This is a genomic window from Methanosarcina sp. MSH10X1, from assembly GCF_004099695.1.
Taxonomy (GTDB): Archaea; Halobacteriota; Methanosarcinia; order Methanosarcinales; family Methanosarcinaceae; genus Methanosarcina.
Genome location: NZ_SCHL01000013.1, coordinates 40,274 through 60,621, shown reverse-complemented (window position 1 = coordinate 60,621; position 20,348 = coordinate 40,274). Strand labels below are relative to the sequence as shown.

Annotated in this window: 18 protein-coding genes and 1 pseudogene; 4 read left to right on the top strand and 15 right to left on the bottom strand. The window is 41.9% G+C overall.

The annotated features are described in order from the left end of the window. Window positions 1-436: 436 nt before the first annotated feature. Both EQO05_RS10890 and EQO05_RS10885 read right to left on the bottom strand, forming a co-directional pair. A complete protein-coding gene (locus EQO05_RS10890) occupies window positions 437-853 on the bottom strand; it encodes a DUF2227 family putative metal-binding protein (protein ID WP_128506438.1) in 417 nt (138 codons plus the stop codon). A 126-nt stretch (window positions 854-979) separates the two neighbouring features. Beyond that, window positions 980-1,687 carry a hypothetical protein gene (locus tag EQO05_RS10885; protein ID WP_128506437.1) on the bottom strand — a complete coding sequence of 236 codons (708 nt, stop codon included), beginning with the start codon at window positions 1,685-1,687 and terminating at the stop codon, window positions 980-982. 414 nt (window positions 1,688-2,101) lie between these two features. Between EQO05_RS10885 and EQO05_RS10880 the strand changes: the two genes are divergently transcribed. Continuing rightward, window positions 2,102-2,830, top strand: coding sequence for a DUF6293 family protein (locus tag EQO05_RS10880; RefSeq protein ID WP_128506436.1), 729 nt, complete (start codon window positions 2,102-2,104; stop codon window positions 2,828-2,830). Between the two features lie 189 nt (window positions 2,831-3,019). After that, complete coding sequence (locus tag EQO05_RS10875; RefSeq protein ID WP_128506435.1) at window positions 3,020-4,444, top strand: MBL fold metallo-hydrolase; 1,425 nt, start codon at window positions 3,020-3,022, stop codon at window positions 4,442-4,444. A 122-nt stretch (window positions 4,445-4,566) separates the two neighbouring features. Here the strand turns inward: EQO05_RS10875 and EQO05_RS10870 are convergent, their stop codons facing one another. From EQO05_RS10870 to EQO05_RS10855, 4 genes are all read right to left on the bottom strand, one after another. Next, a complete protein-coding gene (locus tag EQO05_RS10870; RefSeq protein WP_128506434.1) occupies window positions 4,567-5,382 on the bottom strand; it encodes a hypothetical protein in 816 nt (271 codons plus the stop codon). Window positions 5,383-5,648: 266 nt separating this feature from the next. Then, complete coding sequence (locus EQO05_RS10865) at window positions 5,649-6,035, bottom strand: SET domain-containing protein (RefSeq protein ID WP_240664585.1); 387 nt, start codon at window positions 6,033-6,035, stop codon at window positions 5,649-5,651. Between the two features lie 145 nt (window positions 6,036-6,180). After that, entirely contained in the window at window positions 6,181-7,500 is a 1,320-nt protein-coding gene (locus EQO05_RS10860; RefSeq protein WP_128506433.1) for an APC family permease, read from the bottom strand. Window positions 7,501-8,061: 561 nt separating this feature from the next. Further along, complete coding sequence (locus EQO05_RS10855) at window positions 8,062-8,706, bottom strand: hypothetical protein (RefSeq protein ID WP_128506431.1); 645 nt, start codon at window positions 8,704-8,706, stop codon at window positions 8,062-8,064. A 482-nt stretch (window positions 8,707-9,188) separates the two neighbouring features. Here EQO05_RS10855 and EQO05_RS10850 point away from each other — a divergent pair, with 482 nt between their 5' ends. Further along, entirely contained in the window at window positions 9,189-10,001 is an 813-nt protein-coding gene (locus EQO05_RS10850) for a sulfite exporter TauE/SafE family protein (RefSeq protein WP_128506429.1), read from the top strand. A 199-nt stretch (window positions 10,002-10,200) separates the two neighbouring features. Here EQO05_RS10850 and EQO05_RS10845 read toward each other — a convergent pair whose 3' ends face one another. Together EQO05_RS10845 and eno are read right to left on the bottom strand one after the other, a co-directional pair. Then, window positions 10,201-11,370 carry an ABC transporter permease gene (locus tag EQO05_RS10845; protein WP_128506427.1) on the bottom strand — a complete coding sequence of 390 codons (1,170 nt, stop codon included), beginning with the start codon at window positions 11,368-11,370 and terminating at the stop codon, window positions 10,201-10,203. A gap of 413 nt (window positions 11,371-11,783) precedes the next feature. After that, window positions 11,784-13,070, bottom strand: a complete 1,287-nt coding sequence (eno, locus tag EQO05_RS10840; RefSeq protein WP_128506454.1) for a phosphopyruvate hydratase — start codon at window positions 13,068-13,070, stop codon at window positions 11,784-11,786. A gap of 608 nt (window positions 13,071-13,678) precedes the next feature. On the opposite strand from eno, the gene EQO05_RS10835 reads away from it, so the two are divergent. After that, on the top strand, window positions 13,679-14,068 hold the full coding sequence (locus EQO05_RS10835) for a transcriptional regulator (RefSeq protein WP_128506425.1): 390 nt from the start codon (window positions 13,679-13,681) through the stop codon (window positions 14,066-14,068). Window positions 14,069-14,306: 238 nt separating this feature from the next. On the opposite strand, the pseudogene EQO05_RS16230 reads toward EQO05_RS10835, so the two are convergent. From EQO05_RS16230 to EQO05_RS10805, 7 genes and pseudogenes are all read right to left on the bottom strand, one after another. Next, window positions 14,307-14,351, bottom strand: a pseudogene (locus tag EQO05_RS16230) (hypothetical protein); the annotation flags it as partial. A gap of 38 nt (window positions 14,352-14,389) precedes the next feature. Then, a complete protein-coding gene (locus tag EQO05_RS15990; RefSeq protein ID WP_240664584.1) occupies window positions 14,390-14,623 on the bottom strand; it encodes a PCC domain-containing protein in 234 nt (77 codons plus the stop codon). Between the two features lie 9 nt (window positions 14,624-14,632). Then, window positions 14,633-15,316 carry an ABC transporter ATP-binding protein gene (locus tag EQO05_RS10825; RefSeq protein ID WP_128506423.1) on the bottom strand — a complete coding sequence of 228 codons (684 nt, stop codon included), beginning with the start codon at window positions 15,314-15,316 and terminating at the stop codon, window positions 14,633-14,635. 153 nt (window positions 15,317-15,469) lie between these two features. Continuing rightward, complete coding sequence (locus EQO05_RS10820; RefSeq protein ID WP_128506421.1) at window positions 15,470-16,351, bottom strand: DMT family transporter; 882 nt, start codon at window positions 16,349-16,351, stop codon at window positions 15,470-15,472. 129 nt (window positions 16,352-16,480) lie between these two features. Beyond that, window positions 16,481-17,374 carry an EamA family transporter gene (locus EQO05_RS10815; RefSeq protein ID WP_240664582.1) on the bottom strand — a complete coding sequence of 298 codons (894 nt, stop codon included), beginning with the start codon at window positions 17,372-17,374 and terminating at the stop codon, window positions 16,481-16,483. 207 nt (window positions 17,375-17,581) lie between these two features. Further along, window positions 17,582-19,234 carry an adenosylcobalamin-dependent ribonucleoside-diphosphate reductase gene (locus EQO05_RS10810; RefSeq protein WP_240664580.1) on the bottom strand — a complete coding sequence of 551 codons (1,653 nt, stop codon included), beginning with the start codon at window positions 19,232-19,234 and terminating at the stop codon, window positions 17,582-17,584. 262 nt (window positions 19,235-19,496) lie between these two features. Then, window positions 19,497-19,964, bottom strand: coding sequence for a peptidylprolyl isomerase (locus EQO05_RS10805; protein WP_128506418.1), 468 nt, complete (start codon window positions 19,962-19,964; stop codon window positions 19,497-19,499). Window positions 19,965-20,348: the final 384 nt, after the last annotated feature.

Here is a 20,348-nt window from a genome sequence, read left to right as displayed (position 1 = left end):
AGATAGAAAGCGATAAGCTAATCCTTAAGATGAGTTTTTTAATCTGCGTCAGTGCGTTGAGGAGTCCCCGGACCTGATATCAGTTAAAGTATCAGAGAAGAGCCTGAACCTGTTATAAACCATTGATAAAGGGTTCCGGAAAAAAGGGCCTTTTGAATTTGAAGAATGGAAAGTTAACAGGCTGTTCGTTATTGAGATTGAGATTGAAGAGATGACAGGAAAGCAGAATGGATTTTGAAAAATATATCGGAATTAATTTTTTTGAACAATTGTATTCTTTAACCGCATATTATTGAACTCATCCTAAAACTCAAACTTGATTCTCTAAATCTCGAATTTTGAACGATCAATTGAGTTTCTTATCATAAAAAACGTTCTGAAACTCTTATTGATTAAAAAACCGAGTTTTTGGATGAGCTCAAGCTATATTTTAGTTTTAATGAAAATTGGTGCAAAAAGGGATTCCTCTTTTTACACCAGTTACTATCCTATCAGTCAAGATGTGGATTACTACTGATAGAGCTAGACCGGTAACGACCCATAAATCTTCAAATTTTACCCACATAATAATCCCTGGAACTAAACATAATATCAAAGGACCCAAAACAAGATTATGTAGTATTCTTCGATGTCCAGCTACAACAAATGGAAGCCATATGACTTTAAATATCCCCCATCTGTTTAATGGTCTACTCTTTACATCCAGGTCTGGAGAGAACAGTAGAGACAATATAGCTAGACCAAAGAAGACTTTTGCTGGAATTGGCCAGAGATAATTTTGTTCAAATAAGAAGGCGGCTATTAGAAAAGCTATAAAAAAGTTTATAATTTCGTGAATAATTCCCGGTGGCATTTTTCCTTCCTCATTATCAGTTTTCTCGTCTCAATTCAGAAACTTTCTTTCCAATTTCATCCCTGCATCATGCCTGAATTCTGAATACGGAACTTTTAATACATCATCGCGTTGATTTTTAATGTATTACTCTGATTGATGTCCAGATGTTCCTGCGCCAACTGCACCGCCTGTAAAAAGAACGAAAATTATACCTATGGCTACCATAATTCCAAGTTTTAAACTGTCTGGCATAGCGTCCCACGTTTTCTGCAGGCTGTAAATCGTTTCCATTAAAAAAAAGAAATCTATACCTACGAAAATTAGCCAATCACCTTTGAAACTGTTATGCGTAAGTTTTAAACTTGCTAAACCTACAGCACATAGAAAAGCAAATATACCCCATATACTTGCGAATCTTAAGTAATCCATATAACCATCGGGAGGGATTACAAACCATGCTTTTAACACGGAAATGAGTGCCATAATGACGAAAATTGCAAGACCAAATAAGCTAATGAAGCACCCATTAGAAGACGTTCCTTCAATCTTGCATTCGGCGTTTAATAAGAAATTGAGACCTGCGAGCACAGCGAGCACGGCTACGAAGCCAGCTAATACAAGGTATTGCAAAGAACCATCAGAAGGAACGACGAACCATGCTTTAAACAAGCTATAAATCATACCAACCGATCCAACCACGGAAAGCAAAATCTGAATTACAGATGTTTCTTTATAATCTATTAAACTCAATACTGCTGAGATTGTAGCGAGCACGGCAAATAAGGCAGCGTACCGCATGTAGTCCCAAAAATCAATTGGTATCAAGAATGCTAAATCAAGTCCAAGATTCATTATTTGATATCCCCTTTATTTTCATAATTTGATTTTAATTAACTGTTTTAATTAATATTTAGGAGTGGAGCTTTCCAACAAAATGAATTAGAATTGTTCTTTAACCAATCCTGCCCTAACCATTCAACAGAAACATATTCTCGATATTGTTGACAATTCCCGTTAGAACATCTTTGACTTAAATAAGACCAAATGAAGTAATTGCTGATTTTTTTGGCATCCCACCCATTGATAGTAAATTCGAATTTTGCTGATTCATTCCTGTCAAATTGATGCTTTGTCAATAACTTAGCTACATTATTTAATACGAACATAAGATACTTAAATTTTTCTTTCAAGTATGACAATATATTTCAATAATAAAGATAATTTATAATAAAAAATTATTTATTCAATTGAATTGGTTTTATCCTCATGGAAAAAGCGAAAAAAACAGTTCATATTCTACCAGTTGGTTATGAATATGACAAATTAATTGCCAGCATTCGGCAATATCCAGTTCATAAAATCATTTTAATTATGGTAGAAGGCGACGATCAAAGACAGCTAGTACAGCAGGCAGTAACAAAGGTAAAAGAAGCGTTTAAAGGAATAGAAATTGAAGAAAGAATTGTAACGAGAGAGAATATTTTTCAAGCAACTCTAGATATTTTAGATATTATAAAAGAGCAGGCAATGAAAGGAAGCGATATAAAAATTAATATTGCAGGTGGAATGAGAAATCTTGGAATATCTTCTTATATTGCTTCACTAGTGTCCAAAGTCACAGTGTATACGGATATACCAGAATCAAATAATGAAAAGGGATATGTAATAAAAGGAATAATGGAAATCCCCATATTTCCTATAAAAGAAATTTCTCGAGAACAGATGGAAATACTTAATCAATTAGATGAAAGAACGAACTCTCTTGACACATTAATTTCAAGGCTAAAACCGGAACTAGATAAAGGAACACCACAATTTGATAATGAACGCTCACGTCTAAGTCATCACATAAAAAAGTTAAAAGATGCTGGGTTTGTAGAGACTGAGAAAAGAGATAAAATGTTAAGCATCTCTAGAAGCATTTTGGGTGAAATTTATACGAAAGGAACTATTATTTCGAAGCTCATTAAGAAAGTGCAAGAAGATTACAAATAACAAAAATAGAACTTTAATAATTTATATAACTATCAATGTAAACTGAACAATATGATATTATGGTAGTTAAATAAAATTCCATATGTACTAAAAAACGTCTTATCTGAATATAAAAGATAAGATATTTATACATATAAACGTAAATTTGGAGGAAGTCTTTCATGCTTAACTATATAGGGGATATTATATTTGGTTCAGATAGATATTCTTGGAGGAAAGAATGAAATCGGTGGCAATAAAATTCTTGTAGAGCATGAGGGAACAAGGATCATACTTGACTTTGGAATGAGCTTTAATCAAAACTCTAAATACTTTTCTGAATTTTTACAACCAAGAAAATGTTCTGCTTTAACTGATTTCTTTGAGCTGGGTCTTTTACCTGACATAAAGGGGATTTACAGAACTGACTATCTCGAACACATGGGAAGACAACCAGAAGAACGAGAAATAGATGCTGTTCTCCTTACTCATGCCCATGCTGATCATGCTCAATATATCCATTTCTTAAGATTTGATGTACCAATTTTATGCACAAAAGAAACAAAAATCATATTACAGTGTTTGGAAGAAACAGGAAGTAATACATTCTCAGATTACATTAAAGCTTGTGAAGCCTTTAAATTTTATAGAAATACAAAAGGAAGCTTCTCGCGAGTTACTAAGAAACAACAAGACTTTTTGCATAAAAGAAATTTCCACTTAATGGAACCTGAAAAGAAACTGAAGATCGGCAGTCTCGAAATCGAAATGGTTCCGGTTGATCATTCTTTACCTGGTGCTTGTGGATACATAATTTATACAAGTGAAGGAAATTTAGTTTACACTGGTGATATCCGTTTTCATGGTTCAAACAGACAATTAAGTAGAAAGTTTGTAGAAAAAGCCAAATCAGTCAACCCAAGATGGCTAATCTGCGAGGGCACGCGAATAGACAAGCAGGAGATAGACAGTGAAGATAGAGTAAAAGAGGAAATTACCAGATTCATCTCAAAAGCCAGAGGTCTGGCTTTTGTTGAACACCCGATAAGAGACCTTGATAGAGTGAAAAGCATTTTCGAATCCGCAAGAACCAATGGTAGATATTTTGTAGTTCCTCTAAAAGCTGCCTACCTGATTGAATCGCTAGGTAATTTATGCCCCTTTTGCCTTGATGACGTGAAAATCTTAGTACCTAGGAAGAGCTGGGGATTAATTTATAAAGAAGGTTATGAGCAGGATTTGATAAATAAAGACTATGACTCTTGGGAACAAAATTATATTCATCGATCAAACTCAATAACCTGTAAAGAGTTGCGTCAGAATCCCCTAAATTATGTGGTCTCCATGAGTTTATGGGAAATAAACCAGCTTGTAGACATTCAACCACAAAATGCTATTTGGATAAAGTCATCATGCGAACCGTTTTGTGAGGAAATGGAACTTGATGAGGAAAGAAAGCAAAACTGGCTGGATCGCTTTAAAATTGTAAAATACTCAGCACATGCTTCAGGCCATGCATCTGGTCTAGAACTAATAAAAATGATAAACGAGATAAAACCTGATAGTGTTATTCCAGTCCACACCGAAAAGCCTGATCTTTTTAAGCAAGCTGAAGCAAAGATAATCGTCTATTGACGTTTTTCGATTTTGAGTGACTTTGATTCTTTTTCTTGTTACTAATTTAATTTTGGTATTTAATGCAGTTAGATAGATAACTGTTTATTGAACTGCGCTAGGACATATACCAAGCACACAAACTAATGAAAATAAGCCAGATAATAAGCAAAAGCGCTTAAAACTAGCCTGATTAAAGAAAATACAATCGAAATCATTGAGAAAGCCAGCAGATATACGTTTAGAGCCAGAATGTCCACAAAAAGCCCGGAAAAATCGGCATTTAGGATCAGAGCAACCAGGTTAACCAGCATAATAAAGGTAAAAATCGTTATCAAACCCCTGCCTGCACCTTTAAGGTCTTCCCGGCTCAGGGCTATATGGGAAGAGATGCCGATTGCGAGAGCAAAATAAATCCAGAAATTGAGGGAAAGCAGGTTTTCTGCCGAAAAAATACTTTCAAAAAGGCCCGTGGTAAGGGCGAAGATTTTTGTCAACATATACTGGTCCGGCCGGGCGGGTTCAAGGGCAAGATAATCGGCAGCCCTGGCAAAGGAATCCGGCAGGAGCAGGTGCATCCCCAGGATTAGAGCCGCAGTCCCGCTAAAGATAGGGCCCATACCTATGAAAAAATTCCCTATGTTCTGGTAGAGGCTTTTAGGGTTCCAGCTGTGGTTGACGTATCCAAGGACTCCGTCCTTTGCTTTGCGGTCGAAAAGTTTGAACTTATTTATTCTGTGACGGAATACGTAGCACATCAGCAGGTGGCCGAGTTCATGGATGGGAGTGCCTATCCAGGCTGTAGCCAGAATTCCTTTTCTGCCAAATGTTTTCTGGATATAGAAATTGGCGCGATTCTCAAGAAAGCCGAGTATCATGCCGACAAGAATGAGAGAGCCTGTGACGCAGAAGGTTTCGAACAGGCTTACCCGAAAAACCGTAAGAAGTATGTTTTCCATTTTTAATTCCTTTTATCTGTATTTTAATGAAGCTCCAGCTTTAAATTGTCCCTGATCGAATACCACAGGCAAGTTTTTTACTATAAGGTGGTTGAAGAAAATATAACCTCCGTGCCTGCCGCATACAGATGGAAACGGGCTCGGGAAGAGAAAAGCTTTAGAGCTTAAAAGCTTTCAAGTTTAAAAGCTTTCAAGCTTAAAATAAGGTTAAAAGAATTAAATACTTTTTTTCGAAGAAAAGATAAACATTGCCAACAACTTATTTTTCAGCAAACTTCGAGATCTTCCTGGCCTGCAAGGTCAAACCAGACCGGGGTTGTATCTTCAGGGTCGCAGTTATAGTTTATTGTAATTTCCTCGCCTTCTTCGATATCTCTTATACAGATATATCTCAAAAAGCTGTTGTCAAAATCCTTGCAGTACCTTGCATTCGGGGTGTATGAGTGGTTGTAGAGTGATCCATACCCCAGGGCGATAGCTGCATCTTTTGAATCCGGACCCCAGGCGAAGTAGTAATTATAGAGTTCGGTAAGTTCAAGTGAGTTTATCTCTTTAGCGGGTAAAACTATAACGGGACAGGTTTCTATTACCTCGCCTCGCTTAAAATTCCGCTGTGCAAATACCCCTCTACCTTTTCCAGGTGAATCTTTCACGCTTATCTTCAACATATGACCAGAGTCCTGCAAATCTTAAGAAATTGGCGGTAAACTCTTTTAAACTGTTTTATTATTTTACAAGACATATAATTTATAGATTTCCCTCAAATTTTTCCAAAATACTTTCTATTCACGAAATACCTTATTTTCCGGATACAGGACCTGCGGATTCTGAACTTCCGGATGCAGGGAATCCGGATTCGGGAATTTTATCCGTGTTCCTGAGAAACCTGAAATATCCAAAGCCTATCAAAAAGACAGGATAAACGATTTTCCAGGTAAACCCCGAGACTAAAAAACTCAGGGATAGGAGTGAAAGAACGGAAAAAACCCATTTCTGCCAGCCAGTTTCGGTTTTCCAGTAAGCGATTATAATGAAGGCGTAGAGAAAAACGAAGTTCTGGTTTACGAGCAGCATCATGGCTGACACTGGAATTTCGAAGAGGTAACTTCCGCCGATCAGGAAGATTGAAAGAATATACAGCCCTATCAGGCTGGCTACAGGGATGTTCCCTGTTGAGAGCTTTCCGAAAACCTGAGGGAAAATGCCTGTCCTGCCCCCGGCATAGAGCAGGCGGCTTGCAGTAAAGTTCCATGAGCAGGCATTTGCGGCAATAACTATTATCATGAGCCAGATGAGCAGGCTCCCTCCGGGTGTAAAAAGCACGAGCCCGGAAAGCCCGGCTGCGCCCTCAAGTGTCCTGCCTGAAGTACTGGCTCCCGCGCTGATAAGAGCGAGCACAAGGTATATCGAAGTCACGAGGACAAAACTAAGCCAGTAAAGGCGTGGCACGTTCTTCTCAGGGTTTTTTATCTCCCCCAGGGAAAAAGAAAGATTTTCCCAGCCCAGGAAAGCCCAGAAAAGCAGGGCTGCAACTTTCCAGATGTTATTCAGGTTTATTTGCCCTCCGCCGTTAACCACTTCACTGGCAATTCCGAGACCGGAGCCCAGAAAATCAAGGTTAAAGGCAATGAGCAGGCCTATAAGCAGGAAAAGGACAGCCAGAGCTGCGTAATTTATCATGGAAATAACCTTCATTCCCGCCAGATTGGAAAGAAACATCAGGGTTACAAGCAGGACCGCAAAAAGGGCTGCTTCTACCCCGGACAGCTGGAAAAGCTGCCTCATATATTCGCTGCCTATAAGGGCAACCGCAGGAAGCCCGAAAAAGAAAGAGCCTCCCACAAGATACGAAACCGCATATCCTCCCCAGGGTCCCACCGCTTCTTCAGCATACCCGGCAAGCCCGGCTGTCGAAGGAAATCTCAAACCAAGGCGGGAACAGATCGCAATAAGCGGGACTGCAGCAGCGGCTATAAGGAACCAGCCGAGAATCGCTTCATGGACCGTGCCTGCATCGAGTGCCAGGCCCGGCAGCGCCAGAATGCCTGTACCTATAAGCATGCAGATTGCAAGCCCCATACCCCGGCTGAAGGAAATTGTTTTTTCAAGTTCGGTCATTTTTAGCTCTTAAATTATCTGTAAAATGTTTGATATATTTATTCGTTCGCAAACAGGCTTTCGGATCTTTAACAGGTTTCCGACTATTGATGTGTCATTAGATATTTTCTATCCCGCCCTTCAGTAGAGAGAAGAAATGGATATGGAAGACATATGGAAGACATATGGAAGACATATGGAAGACATATGGAAGACATATGGAAAACATGTGAAAAGCATACGGAAAAGGTATGAAAATAAAGTTCTGATCTACCAGGATGACAGGGGAAGAGTCAGGTATCTTAAATATATAAGCTTTTAGGAGTACCAGCGGTAAAAATCCTATAAACCAGACAGGTTAAAAATATGAAAATTTAGTCCATTAATGCATGTTTAACTGAAAAAAACCTGTAATACAACGCTTAAGGAGGTAGATTTTCAAATCTATTTATCAAATTAATAAAAGACCGGTCGTGCGGACACGACCGATGAGAGCCTGAGGTTATAAGATCAACTCATTTCCAGCAAGGGTTCTAAGATTAATTCTTTCCAGCCGGAGCTGCTGAAAAGATATTTCCGGTTTTACTCTTTCTTCTCAATGCAAATGAGTTCTTCTGCGTACGGCAGGGTCTCTTTCAGCCAGGCGCAGAAATCCCTCCACTCGTCAAGCTTGTGGTGGCGGCGCTGGAAGTAAATGTTGCGGAGCTCGGCATAATTGGTTATAACGGTCCTTTTCTGCAGAAATGCGCTCGGCAGGTCCTGGACGAGTTCCCTGAAAACCGCTTTCCGGTATTCGTTGTCCTCTTCGCTGTCGCCCTCGCGGGATTTGTAGGCTTTGATAAGGCTATTCAGGTGCCGGATCTGGTCGTTCCTGTAATCGGTCAGCGTATCGTAGGAAAAGTCGTGGGGAGCAAGCTCCTTGCTTGTCAGTTTGTGCATCGTTGAGGTGGAGTTCTTTTCTGTGAACTTGTAGGTGTCAAATTCCTTCCACCAGTAGAGGGGAGCCGTAAGGTCAAAACAGACCGTAATGAACCTTAAGAACTTGCCGTGCTCATTCCCTGCAAGGGTCAGGCGCTGGGCCAGGTTCAGGTCCTTTTCCCCGAGCTTGCAGTTCCCCGCCTCGTCAGGCTCACTGCTGTCTATAAGGTGCCAGGAATTCATAGGATTCCTCATGCCGAGAATAGCATAATAGATATTGTATGTACCGTGTAATTTCATTTCAATCATAAAAGCGCCTCTTAAACCCATTACGATAGGCAATTTATAAATCTGTTTGTTGTGAATGATTCATAAAACGACGTGGTAAGCAATTTATAAACCTGTCCATCGTAAATAAACCAGCTCATAAACTGACTGATTTAAACAAATAATTTATTTTAGCAAATGACCGATTTTAAATAGGTTAGCTTATTTTAGACTGCAGGGAAATTGAGCCAGCCTATTTAAAAAAGTAGCCATTGCTCTCGGAGGGGAAATTATTTAAGAGAAATAGTTACCCTCTTAACCCATGTTTTATCCTGTCAGATATGACTTTTCTGCGAGTTCCGGGTATTTCCGTTTGACTATGAGCAGCAGCATCGTATTCTATCCGTACGAGACTGTTAACTTAGATAAACTCGCAGCCCCTTTTAAAAAACAGCCAGAAACCTCTACTTAAATCTGGCTGTTCCCGAACTCGGAAACCGGAATGAAAAAAGCACTGGATCGAAATGATTTCCGTAGAACCTCTTTATCTTGTAATTTTAATTTTCACAGGCGTGTTTACCGGCGTTATCTCGGGCCTGCTCGGTGTAGGAGGGGGCTTTGTCATGACTCCTGTCCAGTACTGGCTTTTGCAGGAAACCGGGCTGGAACCTGACCTGGCTATAAGAATAGCTCTCGGCACAAGCCTTTTCGTGATCCTGCTAAACTCCATGACTGTTGCTCTAAAGTATAACCAAAAGCAGGCAGTCCTGTGGAGGCAGGCAATGATTATGGGGGTTACGGGCTCGGTTTTCAGTTTTGGGGGAGCAGCCATAGCTTCCCGGTTATCGGCTTCAACCCTGAGCGCAATTTTCGGGATCGTGGTCATAATCGGAGCGCTGCGAACCTATGTGACGCCTGCGGTCCGAGAACAGAGTGAAATTAGCCCAAAACCTGAACTTTACATCCTTGCCGGCGTTTCCATTGGTTTTTTCTCAGGGCTTCTCGGCATCGGCGGAGGAGTAATTGCGATCCCTATCATGCTTATTATTCTACATTTCGAAATGCGGAAAGCTGTCGGAACCTCGGCTGCGGTGATAATTTTTACCTCTTTCGGAGGGTCAATAGGGTACATAATCAATGGCTGGGGACAGCCGGGACTTCCCCCTTATTCTCTTGGATATATCAATCTCATTAACTGGGTTATGCTTGCAGTCCCCGGATTTCTTGCAGCAAGAAAGGGCGCGGAAATTGCCCATCTGGTAAACCCGGAGCACCTGAAACACCTCTTTGTGCTTCTCATGGTCTACGTAGGGCTGGAAATGATAGGAATTATTTGAAAATTTACTACTGGAAAAATTATATCGGTACCTTATGATAAGGTTTTAAGATAATATTTTGAGAACATTTTGAGATAATATTTTTGAGAACATTTTGAGATAATATTTTTGAGAACATTGTGAGATAATATTTTTGAGAACATTTTGAGATAATATTTTGATATAATATTTTGATATAATATCTTAACAGAAATCCCCTTCAGGCACTTTCAATAGCCTCTACAGGATCGAGTCTTGCAGCTTTCCGTGCCGGGTAGATGCCTGAAATTATATTGATTATGAAAGCGAAGATAGCCGCATACAAAAAATTAAGGGGCTCAACCTCAAGAGGCAGGGTCTGGAGTCCGAAATACATTTCCTGCGGAACCTCGATCTCGTAGTTTTGAAGTATGACAGTTGCAACGTAGCCAAGAAAGGTGCCGAGCACAAGCCCTATTGCTCCAAGAATAAGGGACTGGAAAAGAAAGATAGTCATTATGCTCTTCTGAGAGGCTCCCATAGCTTTCAGGATCCCGATTTCCGGAGTTCTCTGGGCAACAATGGTAATCAGGGTATTTGCGATCCCGAAACCTGCAATTCCATAGATCAATAAATAGAAAATGTTTACAAAGACTCTCTGGGTATTAAGGAGATTCAGGATTTCCGCATTTGCTTCGAGCCAGCTGACAGCATCAAGTCCGGACTCTCCCTCAATTGAATCTGCGATAATCTCAGCCTGGTACGGGTCTGCGGCCCTGACGCCTATAGTGCTCACAACTCCGGGCTCATTGAAGAAATTCTGTACCGAATCAAGCCTTGCATAGGCTGTTACCTCATCTGCACCAGTTCCGGTGTGAACCAGGCCCACAACCTTAAAGGAAGTGGTTTGCGAGCCAGGAAAAACTGCATCTACACGATCTCCGGCATGAACCTCAAGATTTTCTGCAAGCTTATCCCCAAGCACTATTCCGTGCCTTGTATGGACAAGCGACAGGAAGCTCCCTTCTATCACATCTTCGCTTACTCGCATAACCGTATCTTCAGCTTCAGGATCAATTCCCTGCAGTGAAATTCCTTCGGCATTATCCCGGTATTCCAGGGCTGCCTGACCCATATATTTGGGAGATACCGCTACAACTCCTTCTTTTTCCGCAATCCGGGCGGAGTTATACCTGTAAAGGTGAATAAACTCTTCTTCTTTATCTTGAGGAGTTATAACAATATGCGGATTATTTTCAATGCTTGACTGCACGAGCTCCGCCTGAAAACCCGAAAGCATAGCCATCATTACCGTAATGACGGCTACGGCAAGGGCAACTGCCAGAATGGCAAAAAAGGTTTGCTTTCTTCGGGATAAAACCTGCCTTAAAGCGATTTTCAGCTCGTACATATTGAAAAACTCCTATCGGATGGACGTATCAAGATCAAATTCTATCTGGACAATTCCAATCGGATAAATCCTGTATAATGAATTCCGGATGCGTAAGAAAGTTTTCTTGCCAGTTACAGTCAGCGACCTATTTTTCCTGCCTGTCAGGCATCTGGAATTATTCCTGTAATTATTCTTGTGAAGCTGATTATAAATTAGTTTCCAGTATTCTCGGGAACAGCCTCAAACAACCAGTTGAGAGTGCTGAATCTGCAATGTGTGAATTACAATAAAGAAAAAAACAGGAAAAATTAAAAAAGAAGCTGAAAAAAGAAGCTGAAAAAAGAAGCTCAAAAAAGTTGATGAAAAAGGTTGATGAAAAAAATTGATGGAAAAAATTGATGGAAAAAAGTTGTAATGGGAAATTAAAAAGGTTAGAGTTGCACATAATGTGCAACTTCACCCAGATCTTCCTCGATTCTGAGGAGCTGGTTGTATTTTGCAGTCCTTTCTCCACGGGCCGGAGCGCCTGTTTTGATCATTTCTGCCCCGATTGCGACTGAGAGGTCCGCAATTGTGGTGTCCTCGGTTTCGGCAGAACGGTGGCTTACTATTACGGTATAGCCGTTCCTGGAAGCCATGCTTGCGGCATCAAAAGCTTCGGACAGTGTTCCGATCTGGTTGATCTTTAAAAGAAGGGCATTTCCAGCTCCCATATCAACGCCTTTTGAAAGCCTTTCAATGTTTGTAACAAAAAGGTCGTCACCGACAATAATCGTGTCCCAGAGCTCGTTGGTCAGGGCTTCGAAATCCTCAAAGGCTTCCTCATAGAAGGGATCCTCAATTGAGAGGATTGGATAGGAGTTCACAAGCTCAACGTAGTAGTCCATCAGCTCGGAAGCAGCAAGCTTCTTTCCGTCAATCGTGTAGAGTTCGTCCTCGTAAAACTCGGAGGCTGCAGCGTCAAGCCCGATAGTAACCTCGGTATCGGTGTAGCCGGCTTCCTCGATAGCCTGGACAAGAGCATCAAGGGCTTCAGTTGACTCGCTCATCTTGGGAGCATATCCTCCTTCATAGCCCACGTTAGTAGAAGATCTGCCGTATTTTTTTTCCAGCAGTTTTCCAAGAGTCTGATAAATTTCCGCCCCTATCTGGAGAGCTTCATAGAAGGTTTCCGCACCTTTGGGCTGAATCATGAATTCCTGGATTGCAAGCTCGTTGCCTGCATGCTTGCCCCCGTTAAGGACATTCATTGTGGGTACTGGCAGAGTGAAGGCGTTTGAGCCCCCAAAATAACGGTATAGTGGAATGTTGAGGGAATCGGCAGCGGCTTTTGCAACAGCCATGGATACCCCAAGGATTGCATTTGCCCCCAGATTTGACTTGTTATCGGTCTCGTCGAGCTCGATCATTAGCTCATCGATTTCCCGCTGGTTTCTGACATCAAGCCCCAGCAATTCCTTCTGGATGATGGTGTTCACATTCTTTGCTGCAGTGAGAACTCCTTTTCCTCCGTACCTGTTAGGGTCTGCATCCCGCAGTTCAAGAGCTTCATTCGTACCAGTAGAAGCCCCTGAAGGGACACTGGCTCTGCCAAATCCCTTCGGCGTAAACACATCAACTTCAATAGTGGGATTTCCCCTTGAATCCAGGATCTCCCGAGCATGTATCTTTTGGATTTTATATTCTCCAGAATCCTGCTGTAGACCGATATACGACATCATTTCACCCTTTTTAATCTCTGATCTATTTATACATATATTCTGTTATTTGAAACTTAACCTTAATTTGAAGCTAAATCTTGGTTTGAAGCTTATTTTAACGTGAAACTTAATTAACTTGAGACTTAATCGTTACATGTCCGAATTGTATTTAATTCTTTATCCGGTTAACGCGAATAATTTTAATTAAGTCTTACGCTATTTTCTCATAAGAAACCCTGATTAGCACATAAAGATTATATTCAGGATTCCCGAGGACGGAATTACTTTTGCCTCAAGTATCGGGTATCCTTACATTTCAGAATCCGGGAATATGAGATCCCGAGTGCCTGCAGGAGATTCTCTTACTCTGTAACCGTTAACTCAGGCTCTCCGAATTTCAGGAATGTCCATTTCCTGTAAACACTAGCTTTAAAGGTTTTGGTCAGGATTACAAAACCGATTTTTTTTCCAGAGATTTTCTAATATGAGTATTTATATTAAAACTTTCCAAAAAAGAAATTATCCGGGTTTGATAGTTATTTTACTCCCTAACAATACTCAATTTATTCAAAAAAATAATTTTATCTACATAAAATATATAAACATGAAAGTATTATTCACTTTCGATGACTGACGATTCTCCAGTTAATTTAACCGAAAAAGAGTATTCAATAATTGATATGCTCCAGAGCCTGGGACTCCCGAGGACGGAAGCCACTGCGATCGTATGTCTGAAAGACTGTAGAGAGTTAAGATCCCTCCATATCGAACTTGTATCAGGGCTGAGACAACCTGAAGTGAGTGTGGCCATGCGTCCCCTGAGGGATAGAGGCTGGGTGGATGAAAGGTCTGAAAAAAAGAATAAAGGAAAAGGCAGACCTGTAAAATACTACCAGTTAACAGTGCCTTTCCCTGAAATTGTAAGGGTACTCGAGGGAGAATACTTAAAAGACAATAAGGAAAAAATTATTGCACTCAAAAGGCTTCGCGAACTGGAGATAGTAATGCAAAATTGAGCTTGAGGAAAACTGCCGGACATTTTGCAGGTCTGTATTTTTAGTTCCAGTATTACGCCTGAACTTTCGAACCCTGATTATAGCCTGTTCTACTTGAGTGTTATTCCAGGTTCGAGACCTGCTCAAAACCTACAGGATCAAAACCCTGCTCTTCATCTTCAATTCTTCTGGCAGAAATACCCTCCAGCTCGAAGACGAAAGCCTCAACTACCATAAAAACTTCGCTCTCACCTCTTAAGCACCCGAGTTTTACATTATCCCCTCTGCCTGCACCTGTATGCAGATGGATCTTCGGTTTTCCATCCTTTAGAAAAATATTTCCTATTCCCAGAGTTCATGGGCGTCATTAAAGCCGGACCATACAGGCTCCGCAGGGATTTTATTTTCTTTTGGCCCCGTAACAAGTTTTGCTTCTTTTAATGCACCCAGCAGCATAAAGACCGCAGATTCGATGCGCTCCAGTTCAGCAAGTTTGATAAGCTCCAGAATCAGGTCATCCCCATCGTCAATCCTGACGGCAAATATTCTGCCTATCCTTCCCTTTGAGTACTCCATCTCCTCCCCTCACTGATCTGTGATTTTCCCGTCCACAAGTCTGATAATCCTATCAGCTTTCGAAGCCAGGTCTTCGTTATGAGTAACCACTATAAAGGTCTGATTATACTCTCTGTTCAGCCGCCTGAGCAGCTCATAGATCAGATCCCCCGTTTTTGTATCAAGATTTCCTGTAGGCTCGTCCCCGAGAACAATTGCAGGAGAACAGCTCAGTGCCCTCGCTACCGCTACCCTCTGGTTCTGGCCTCCTGAAAGCTCACCGGGTTTATGATCCATCCGGTCTTCAAGCCCTACTTCTTTCAGAAGTTTTTCTGCAATTTCTTTAGCTTCTTTCCTGCTTTTTCCTGCAATCAAGAGCGGCATTATTACATTTTCCAGAGCCGTGAAATCCGGGAGCAGGTGGTGGTACTGGAAGACAAAACCGAGCATCCTGTTACGCATCTCGGAGCGTTCCTTATCCGACATTTTCGTCACATCCCTGCCGTCTATAAAGAGTGTCCCCAGACTCGGAGTGTCCAGAAGGCCTATCAGATGCATAAGGGTGCTTTTGCCTGAACCCGATGGCCCGACAATTGCTACAAATTCCCCTTTTTTAATTTTCAAATTTGCATTGTCGAGCGCGCGAAATTCCATTCCGTTCTTATATGTTTTTGTCAGGTTTTTAAGCTCGATAATTGGGCTTTCCTCAGTCATGCTTTTCCTGCGTTTTCAAAACCATTATAATAAAAATAGAGAGCTCATAAGTAAATAGCTTTTGGGCAGAGCGCAGGATCTTGTAGAGAAATTCTATTTTGAGGCAACCCTTCCTTTTAATCCGAGAGGAGACTTCTATACTGCTCTCTTATTTCAGACCTTTACCCCATCCCTTTTACTTATCATATAAGCTGCTGCGAGAATGAAACTGCAGCCAAGAAGCGTCGAGATATAAAGAGGATTTTTGAGGACAGTAACGTCAAAGAAAATTCCGGAAACAGGTTCGATCAGGGCGAGAATACTTCCAGTCTGTGCCCTGATTCCAGATATTCCCTTCAGGTAGATTACAGCCGCAAAGGTAACAGTTAAGCCGAAGAGAAGCAGAGTATCAAGGTTTTTAACGAAAACGCCTGGTGGGGTGGCGAGTGCAGCCGGTAGCATAAAGAGAAGACTTATTCCAGTTAGCCAGAAAGTCTGAGCTATTCCTGAGTAATCGTCCCTGAGATACCGGATCGTTATTATAGTGACACCGAATGAGAGCCCTGACAGCAGCCCGAATATAAGTCCTTTCTGGAAATCAAGGCCCGTATCCATCAGGATTTCTCCCGGGCGGGCGATCAGTAAGACTCCTGCAATTGCAAGCAGGAGGGGAAGAAAGCTGTTATTATTCCTGCGCTCCCCGAGAATCGACGGAGCGAGCAAATTAACGTACACCGGAGCCGTATAAAGCAGAAGGACAGCAACCGAGATTCCGCTGTAGCGAATAGATGAAAAGTAACATATACCTGTTATTGCATTCAAAAAGCCCAGGAGCAGAAGGTACTCTCTTCTTTTTCCGGGTTTGAGCTGTCGAAGCCCTTGACTGAGCGACAAATAAATGAAAATCATGCAAAAGCCGAAAAAAAGCCTGAAGAAAAGGATAGATCCGGCTGACATATCCTGAATTCTATCCAGGAAAACCCCGATAGTGCCGTAAATTATGCTGCCAGCTACGACTTCCGAATAGGGCTTCAGAAAATTTTCCTGCACAGGCATGGCCGAGAGTTAAAAGCTTGCAGGTATATACTTTTTTGGATACTTTTTTGGGCTTCGGAAAAGTCAGAACCGGAAAACTTTAAATGATTTTAAAGAATAAAAATAAAAAAAAGTTAAAAGATAAGATTTTTACTTATTATGGATTCTTAAAACCGGTTTTCTCCTGACAAAAGTTTTCTTGCTAAAAACTGTTCTGTCCAGAATGAACAGTTTTCTTAGAGAAACCGAGCCGTCAAGGCTTATGACAATCGCCGCAGCAAGGATGAAAGTACAGCCAGTAAGCATCCCGCTGTGAATCGGATTTCCGAGTACCGTATAATCAAAAAATATGCAGGAAACCGGTTCAAGCAGAGTAAGTATACTGCCCGTAATAGCGCTCACGCCTGTCACGCCTCTTATATAAAACACTGCCCCGATGCCTGTAATCAGTAACCCGAAAAGCATAAGAACTGGAAGGCTTTCGACAAGCACATCCCGTGGTACGGAAACTGCGAAAGGTGAAAGGAAGAACAGGCTTATCACACTTTGCCAGAAGAGCTGGGTAAGCCCGTTATATTCATCTCTCAGGTAGCGAACAGAGATTATTACCCCACTGCTGAAAAGGCCTCCTGTGAGCCCGAAAAGTACTCCTTTAAGATAGTTGCCCCCAAAGTCAAGCTGTTCGAAGCCGCCTTCCGGCCTTGTCACATAGAAAACGCCTATTAAACCCAGGAAGAGAGCAAGTATGGTTTTTCCCGTATTTTTTTCTCCAAGCAAGAGAGGGGCAAGGATTGTCAGGTAAATAGGATCCGTATAAAGCAGCAGCACGGCTGATGAAGCTCCTAAATAACGGATTGCCGAATAATAGGAGAACATTTGTGAAACATACAGGATTCCCAGAAGGAGCAGATAATTTTTCTTTCTTTTCAGAGCGAGCTGACTTAAATTCCCGGTAACTGCAAGATAAAATAGAATGGCTGCGAGCCCGAAGAATACTCTGTAGAAAATAATTGAGCCTACGGACATATCCCCCAACCACTGCATATAAATCCCGACAGTGCCGTAAATTATACAAGCGATTAATAGTTCCAGGTGATGTTTAAAAACGGCAGTCATAGTTTATTTAGAGGGAACGAATGTATATATATTTTTAGTAAGATAATACTCCATAATAATGTTTATGAAGTTTGGTCCCGATAGCGTTTATAAGGTTACTCATTCATCCGTAAGATTACAAACATTTTTTACAGGTCATAGTTCAGTTTTGAAGTTTTTCAGATTGAGCACCACAAGCTGCCTGCTTCCCGTCCTGTAGATAGTAAGCCCTTTGAGCCCGTTTTTCCAGGCGTAAATCAGAGCCTGCCTGATATCCTCCTTTCCTGCGGAATCAGGCATATTGATAGTTTTCGAAATTCCGGCGTGACAGTGCCGTTGAAACGCTGCCTGCACATCAATATGAGCCTTCCAGTCAATATCAAGCGCTGACCTGAAGAGTCGCTTTTCTTCTTTGTTTACGAGTTCCGGGTTATCAACATTCTGCAGGGTACCGTACTTATAAACGTGCTCAGTAAGCCAGTTATAGTCAGCTTCAGGCAGTTTTGATTTGAAATGTGCCTTAAAATAAGGATGAACAAGCATAAATTCCCTGCCTACGGTCCGGGTCCGCCTGTATACCCAGCTAAAAACAGGTTCAATTCCTGCCGAACAGCTGGCAAGAATGCTGATCGTGCCTGTCGGAGCGACGGCCGTTAGTGTAGCATTTCTTATAGGAAGTTCCCATGTGGAGTCCTCGTACTCAGGAAAAGGTCCTTTTTCCGTAGCAAGTTTTCTTGATTCCCGGATTGCAGCCCAGGTAACCTGTTCCATAAGTTTTTCCCCAAGCACGAGAGCTTCCTCGGAGTCATAGGGCAGCCCGAGCTTCAAAAGCATATCGTGGAAACCCATTACCCCAAGCCCTACTTTCCGGGTCTTCTTTGTCGCAGCCTCAATCTCCGGAACAGGATATGTATTCTTATCAATTTCGTTGTCCAGAAAACGAATAGCTCTTCCGGCTGCCTGCCTGAGAAAGTCCCAGTTTAATTTTTCATCCACGACGAAAAGTGAAAGATTTATGCTGCCCAGGTTGCAGGATTCAAAAGGCAGAAGCGGCTCTTCTCCGCAGGGATTCGTGGCTGAGATATCGCCAATTGCAGGCGTGAAATTATCCCTGTTTATGCGGTCGTAAAAGAGGATACCCGGTTCCCCGTTTCTCCAGATTCCCTCGACAATTTCGGTGAATATCTGCCCGACTGTCACACCTGTTTGTCTGTTCCAGATTTCGCCGGCCCTATCGGCTTCAACAAGCTCCATGAAAGCATCAGGGACCATAACCGAGATATTGAAATTACTCAATTCCCCTTCGACCTGTTTTGCCCTGATGAAAGAAAGGATATCATTGTGGGAAATATTAAGGATGCCCATATTGGCTCCCCGGCGCCTTCCGAACTGTTTTACGATTTCAGTTGCCTCATTGAAAAGTTTCATGACAGCTACCGGGCCGCACGTCGCATCATCTTCATTGAGACCGGGAGAGCCGCAAGGGCGTATTTTTGAGAAATCAAAACCTGTCCCTCCCCCGGTTTTCTGGATCAGGGCTGCGGTTTTGATCGAATCAAAGATCTCCTCAACGCCGTCTTCCACGGGAATCACAAAACAGGCTGCAAGCTGTCCGAATTCAGTACCCGCATTCATGAACGTGGGTGAGCTCGGAAGGAAAATCTTTCTGACCATCAGGTCTTTAAATTTCAGATACTCTTCCTCAGTCATCGAAATTGCCTTTGCAACCCTCTCGCAAACGTCCTCCCAATTTTTTTCCCCCTCGCGCAGATATCTGGCTTTAAGGGTCTCACTTACCAGAAAATCCAATTCCTCTCCTGTTTCCTACACAAAAATCTTTTCTCCTGTGAACATCCAGCAGGCTTCAATCTCCGCTAAAAGAAGTTATATTCATATTGGACGGGCTTTTTTATCATTGTATCCGAAAATGCGGTTAGAACTTATGATGAGAAAGAGAGATCCATAAAATGTGTATGTAAGAAAGAATAAAGAGTAAAAATATAAACTAAAAGATAAAAAGTAAAAAAGGAACTAAGAAAAAAAGAATAGGGTTGCCCTGAAGCTTAAAAGTTCAGACCAGTTCAGCCTTTATAATTTTCACTTCAGTTTTCGGGCGGTCCTGGCGGTCAGTTTTTACTTTACCGATAGAATCTATGACGTCCATGCCGTCAACTATTTTCCCGAAGACAGGGTGCATTTTATCAAGATAATTGTTGTTCACAAGGTTGATAAAGAACTGGCTGCCGCCTGTGTTCGGGCCTGCGTTTGCCATTGACAGGGTGCCCCTGTCGTTCCGGTTGTGGTTCGTGAACTCATCCGGAATCTCGTAGCCAGGACCTCCCATACCTGTGCCTGTCGGGTCTCCGCCCTGGATCATGAATTTGTCAATGACCCTGTGGAAAATAACTCCGTCATAGAAGCCTTTCTCTACGAGTTTTGCGAAATTTCCTGCCGTAATCGGCATGTCCTCAAATAGTTCTATTGTTATATCGCCCATAGTGGTGTGCAGAACCACTTTCTTTCCTTTCCATACAGCCATTGCTTTTCCTCTGCCAGTCTTTTAATTTTATTTTTATTTGTTCCGGACTTTCTGTCGGCTTTTTGTGCACTTTATGCTCACCTTACATGTAAATGCTTCGCTGCCCGAGTCCCGCAAGCCTTTTTGTAAAAGGCTTGAGCGAAAACATTTTGAGAAAAGGTTTTATCGCAAACTTTTTTTGAAAAAGTTTGCGATAAAACCCATGCTCCATCTAGACCGGTGTAACCGGGGCGTGATAAACCGGCGCAACGGTTTCGGGTCAACGGTCGCAACACAACGGTTTCAATGCAATGGTTTTGATCAAGTGACGCTATACTTGCGCTCAAGAAGGCTAATTCAAGGAAAAAGATGCTGAGTTACGATTGAAAAAGCGGACTCAAGGGA

Coding starts and splice junctions, on each gene's coding strand:
- EQO05_RS10880 (WP_128506436.1), top strand. CDS start 2,102: ATGGAAAAAGCGAAAAAAACAGTTCATATTCTACCAGTTGGTTATGAA.
- EQO05_RS10885 (WP_128506437.1), bottom strand. CDS start 1,687: ATGAATCTTGGACTTGATTTAGCATTCTTGATACCAATTGATTTTTGG.
- EQO05_RS10825 (WP_128506423.1), bottom strand. CDS start 15,316: ATGACTGAGGAAAGCCCAATTATCGAGCTTAAAAACCTGACAAAAACA.
- eno (WP_128506454.1), bottom strand. CDS start 13,070: ATGTCGTATATCGGTCTACAGCAGGATTCTGGAGAATATAAAATCCAA.
- EQO05_RS10850 (WP_128506429.1), top strand. CDS start 9,189: ATGATTTCCGTAGAACCTCTTTATCTTGTAATTTTAATTTTCACAGGC.
- EQO05_RS10820 (WP_128506421.1), bottom strand. CDS start 16,351: ATGCCTGTGCAGGAAAATTTTCTGAAGCCCTATTCGGAAGTCGTAGCT.
- EQO05_RS10860 (WP_128506433.1), bottom strand. CDS start 7,500: ATGACCGAACTTGAAAAAACAATTTCCTTCAGCCGGGGTATGGGGCTT.
- EQO05_RS10870 (WP_128506434.1), bottom strand. CDS start 5,382: ATGGAAAACATACTTCTTACGGTTTTTCGGGTAAGCCTGTTCGAAACC.
- EQO05_RS10835 (WP_128506425.1), top strand. CDS start 13,679: ATGACTGACGATTCTCCAGTTAATTTAACCGAAAAAGAGTATTCAATA.
- EQO05_RS10815 (WP_240664582.1), bottom strand. CDS start 17,374: ATGCAGTGGTTGGGGGATATGTCCGTAGGCTCAATTATTTTCTACAGA.
- EQO05_RS10855 (WP_128506431.1), bottom strand. CDS start 8,706: ATGATTGAAATGAAATTACACGGTACATACAATATCTATTATGCTATT.
- EQO05_RS15990 (WP_240664584.1), bottom strand. CDS start 14,623: ATGGAGTACTCAAAGGGAAGGATAGGCAGAATATTTGCCGTCAGGATT.
- EQO05_RS10890 (WP_128506438.1), bottom strand. CDS start 853: ATGCCACCGGGAATTATTCACGAAATTATAAACTTTTTTATAGCTTTT.
- EQO05_RS10845 (WP_128506427.1), bottom strand. CDS start 11,370: ATGTACGAGCTGAAAATCGCTTTAAGGCAGGTTTTATCCCGAAGAAAG.
- EQO05_RS10805 (WP_128506418.1), bottom strand. CDS start 19,964: ATGGCTGTATGGAAAGGAAAGAAAGTGGTTCTGCACACCACTATGGGC.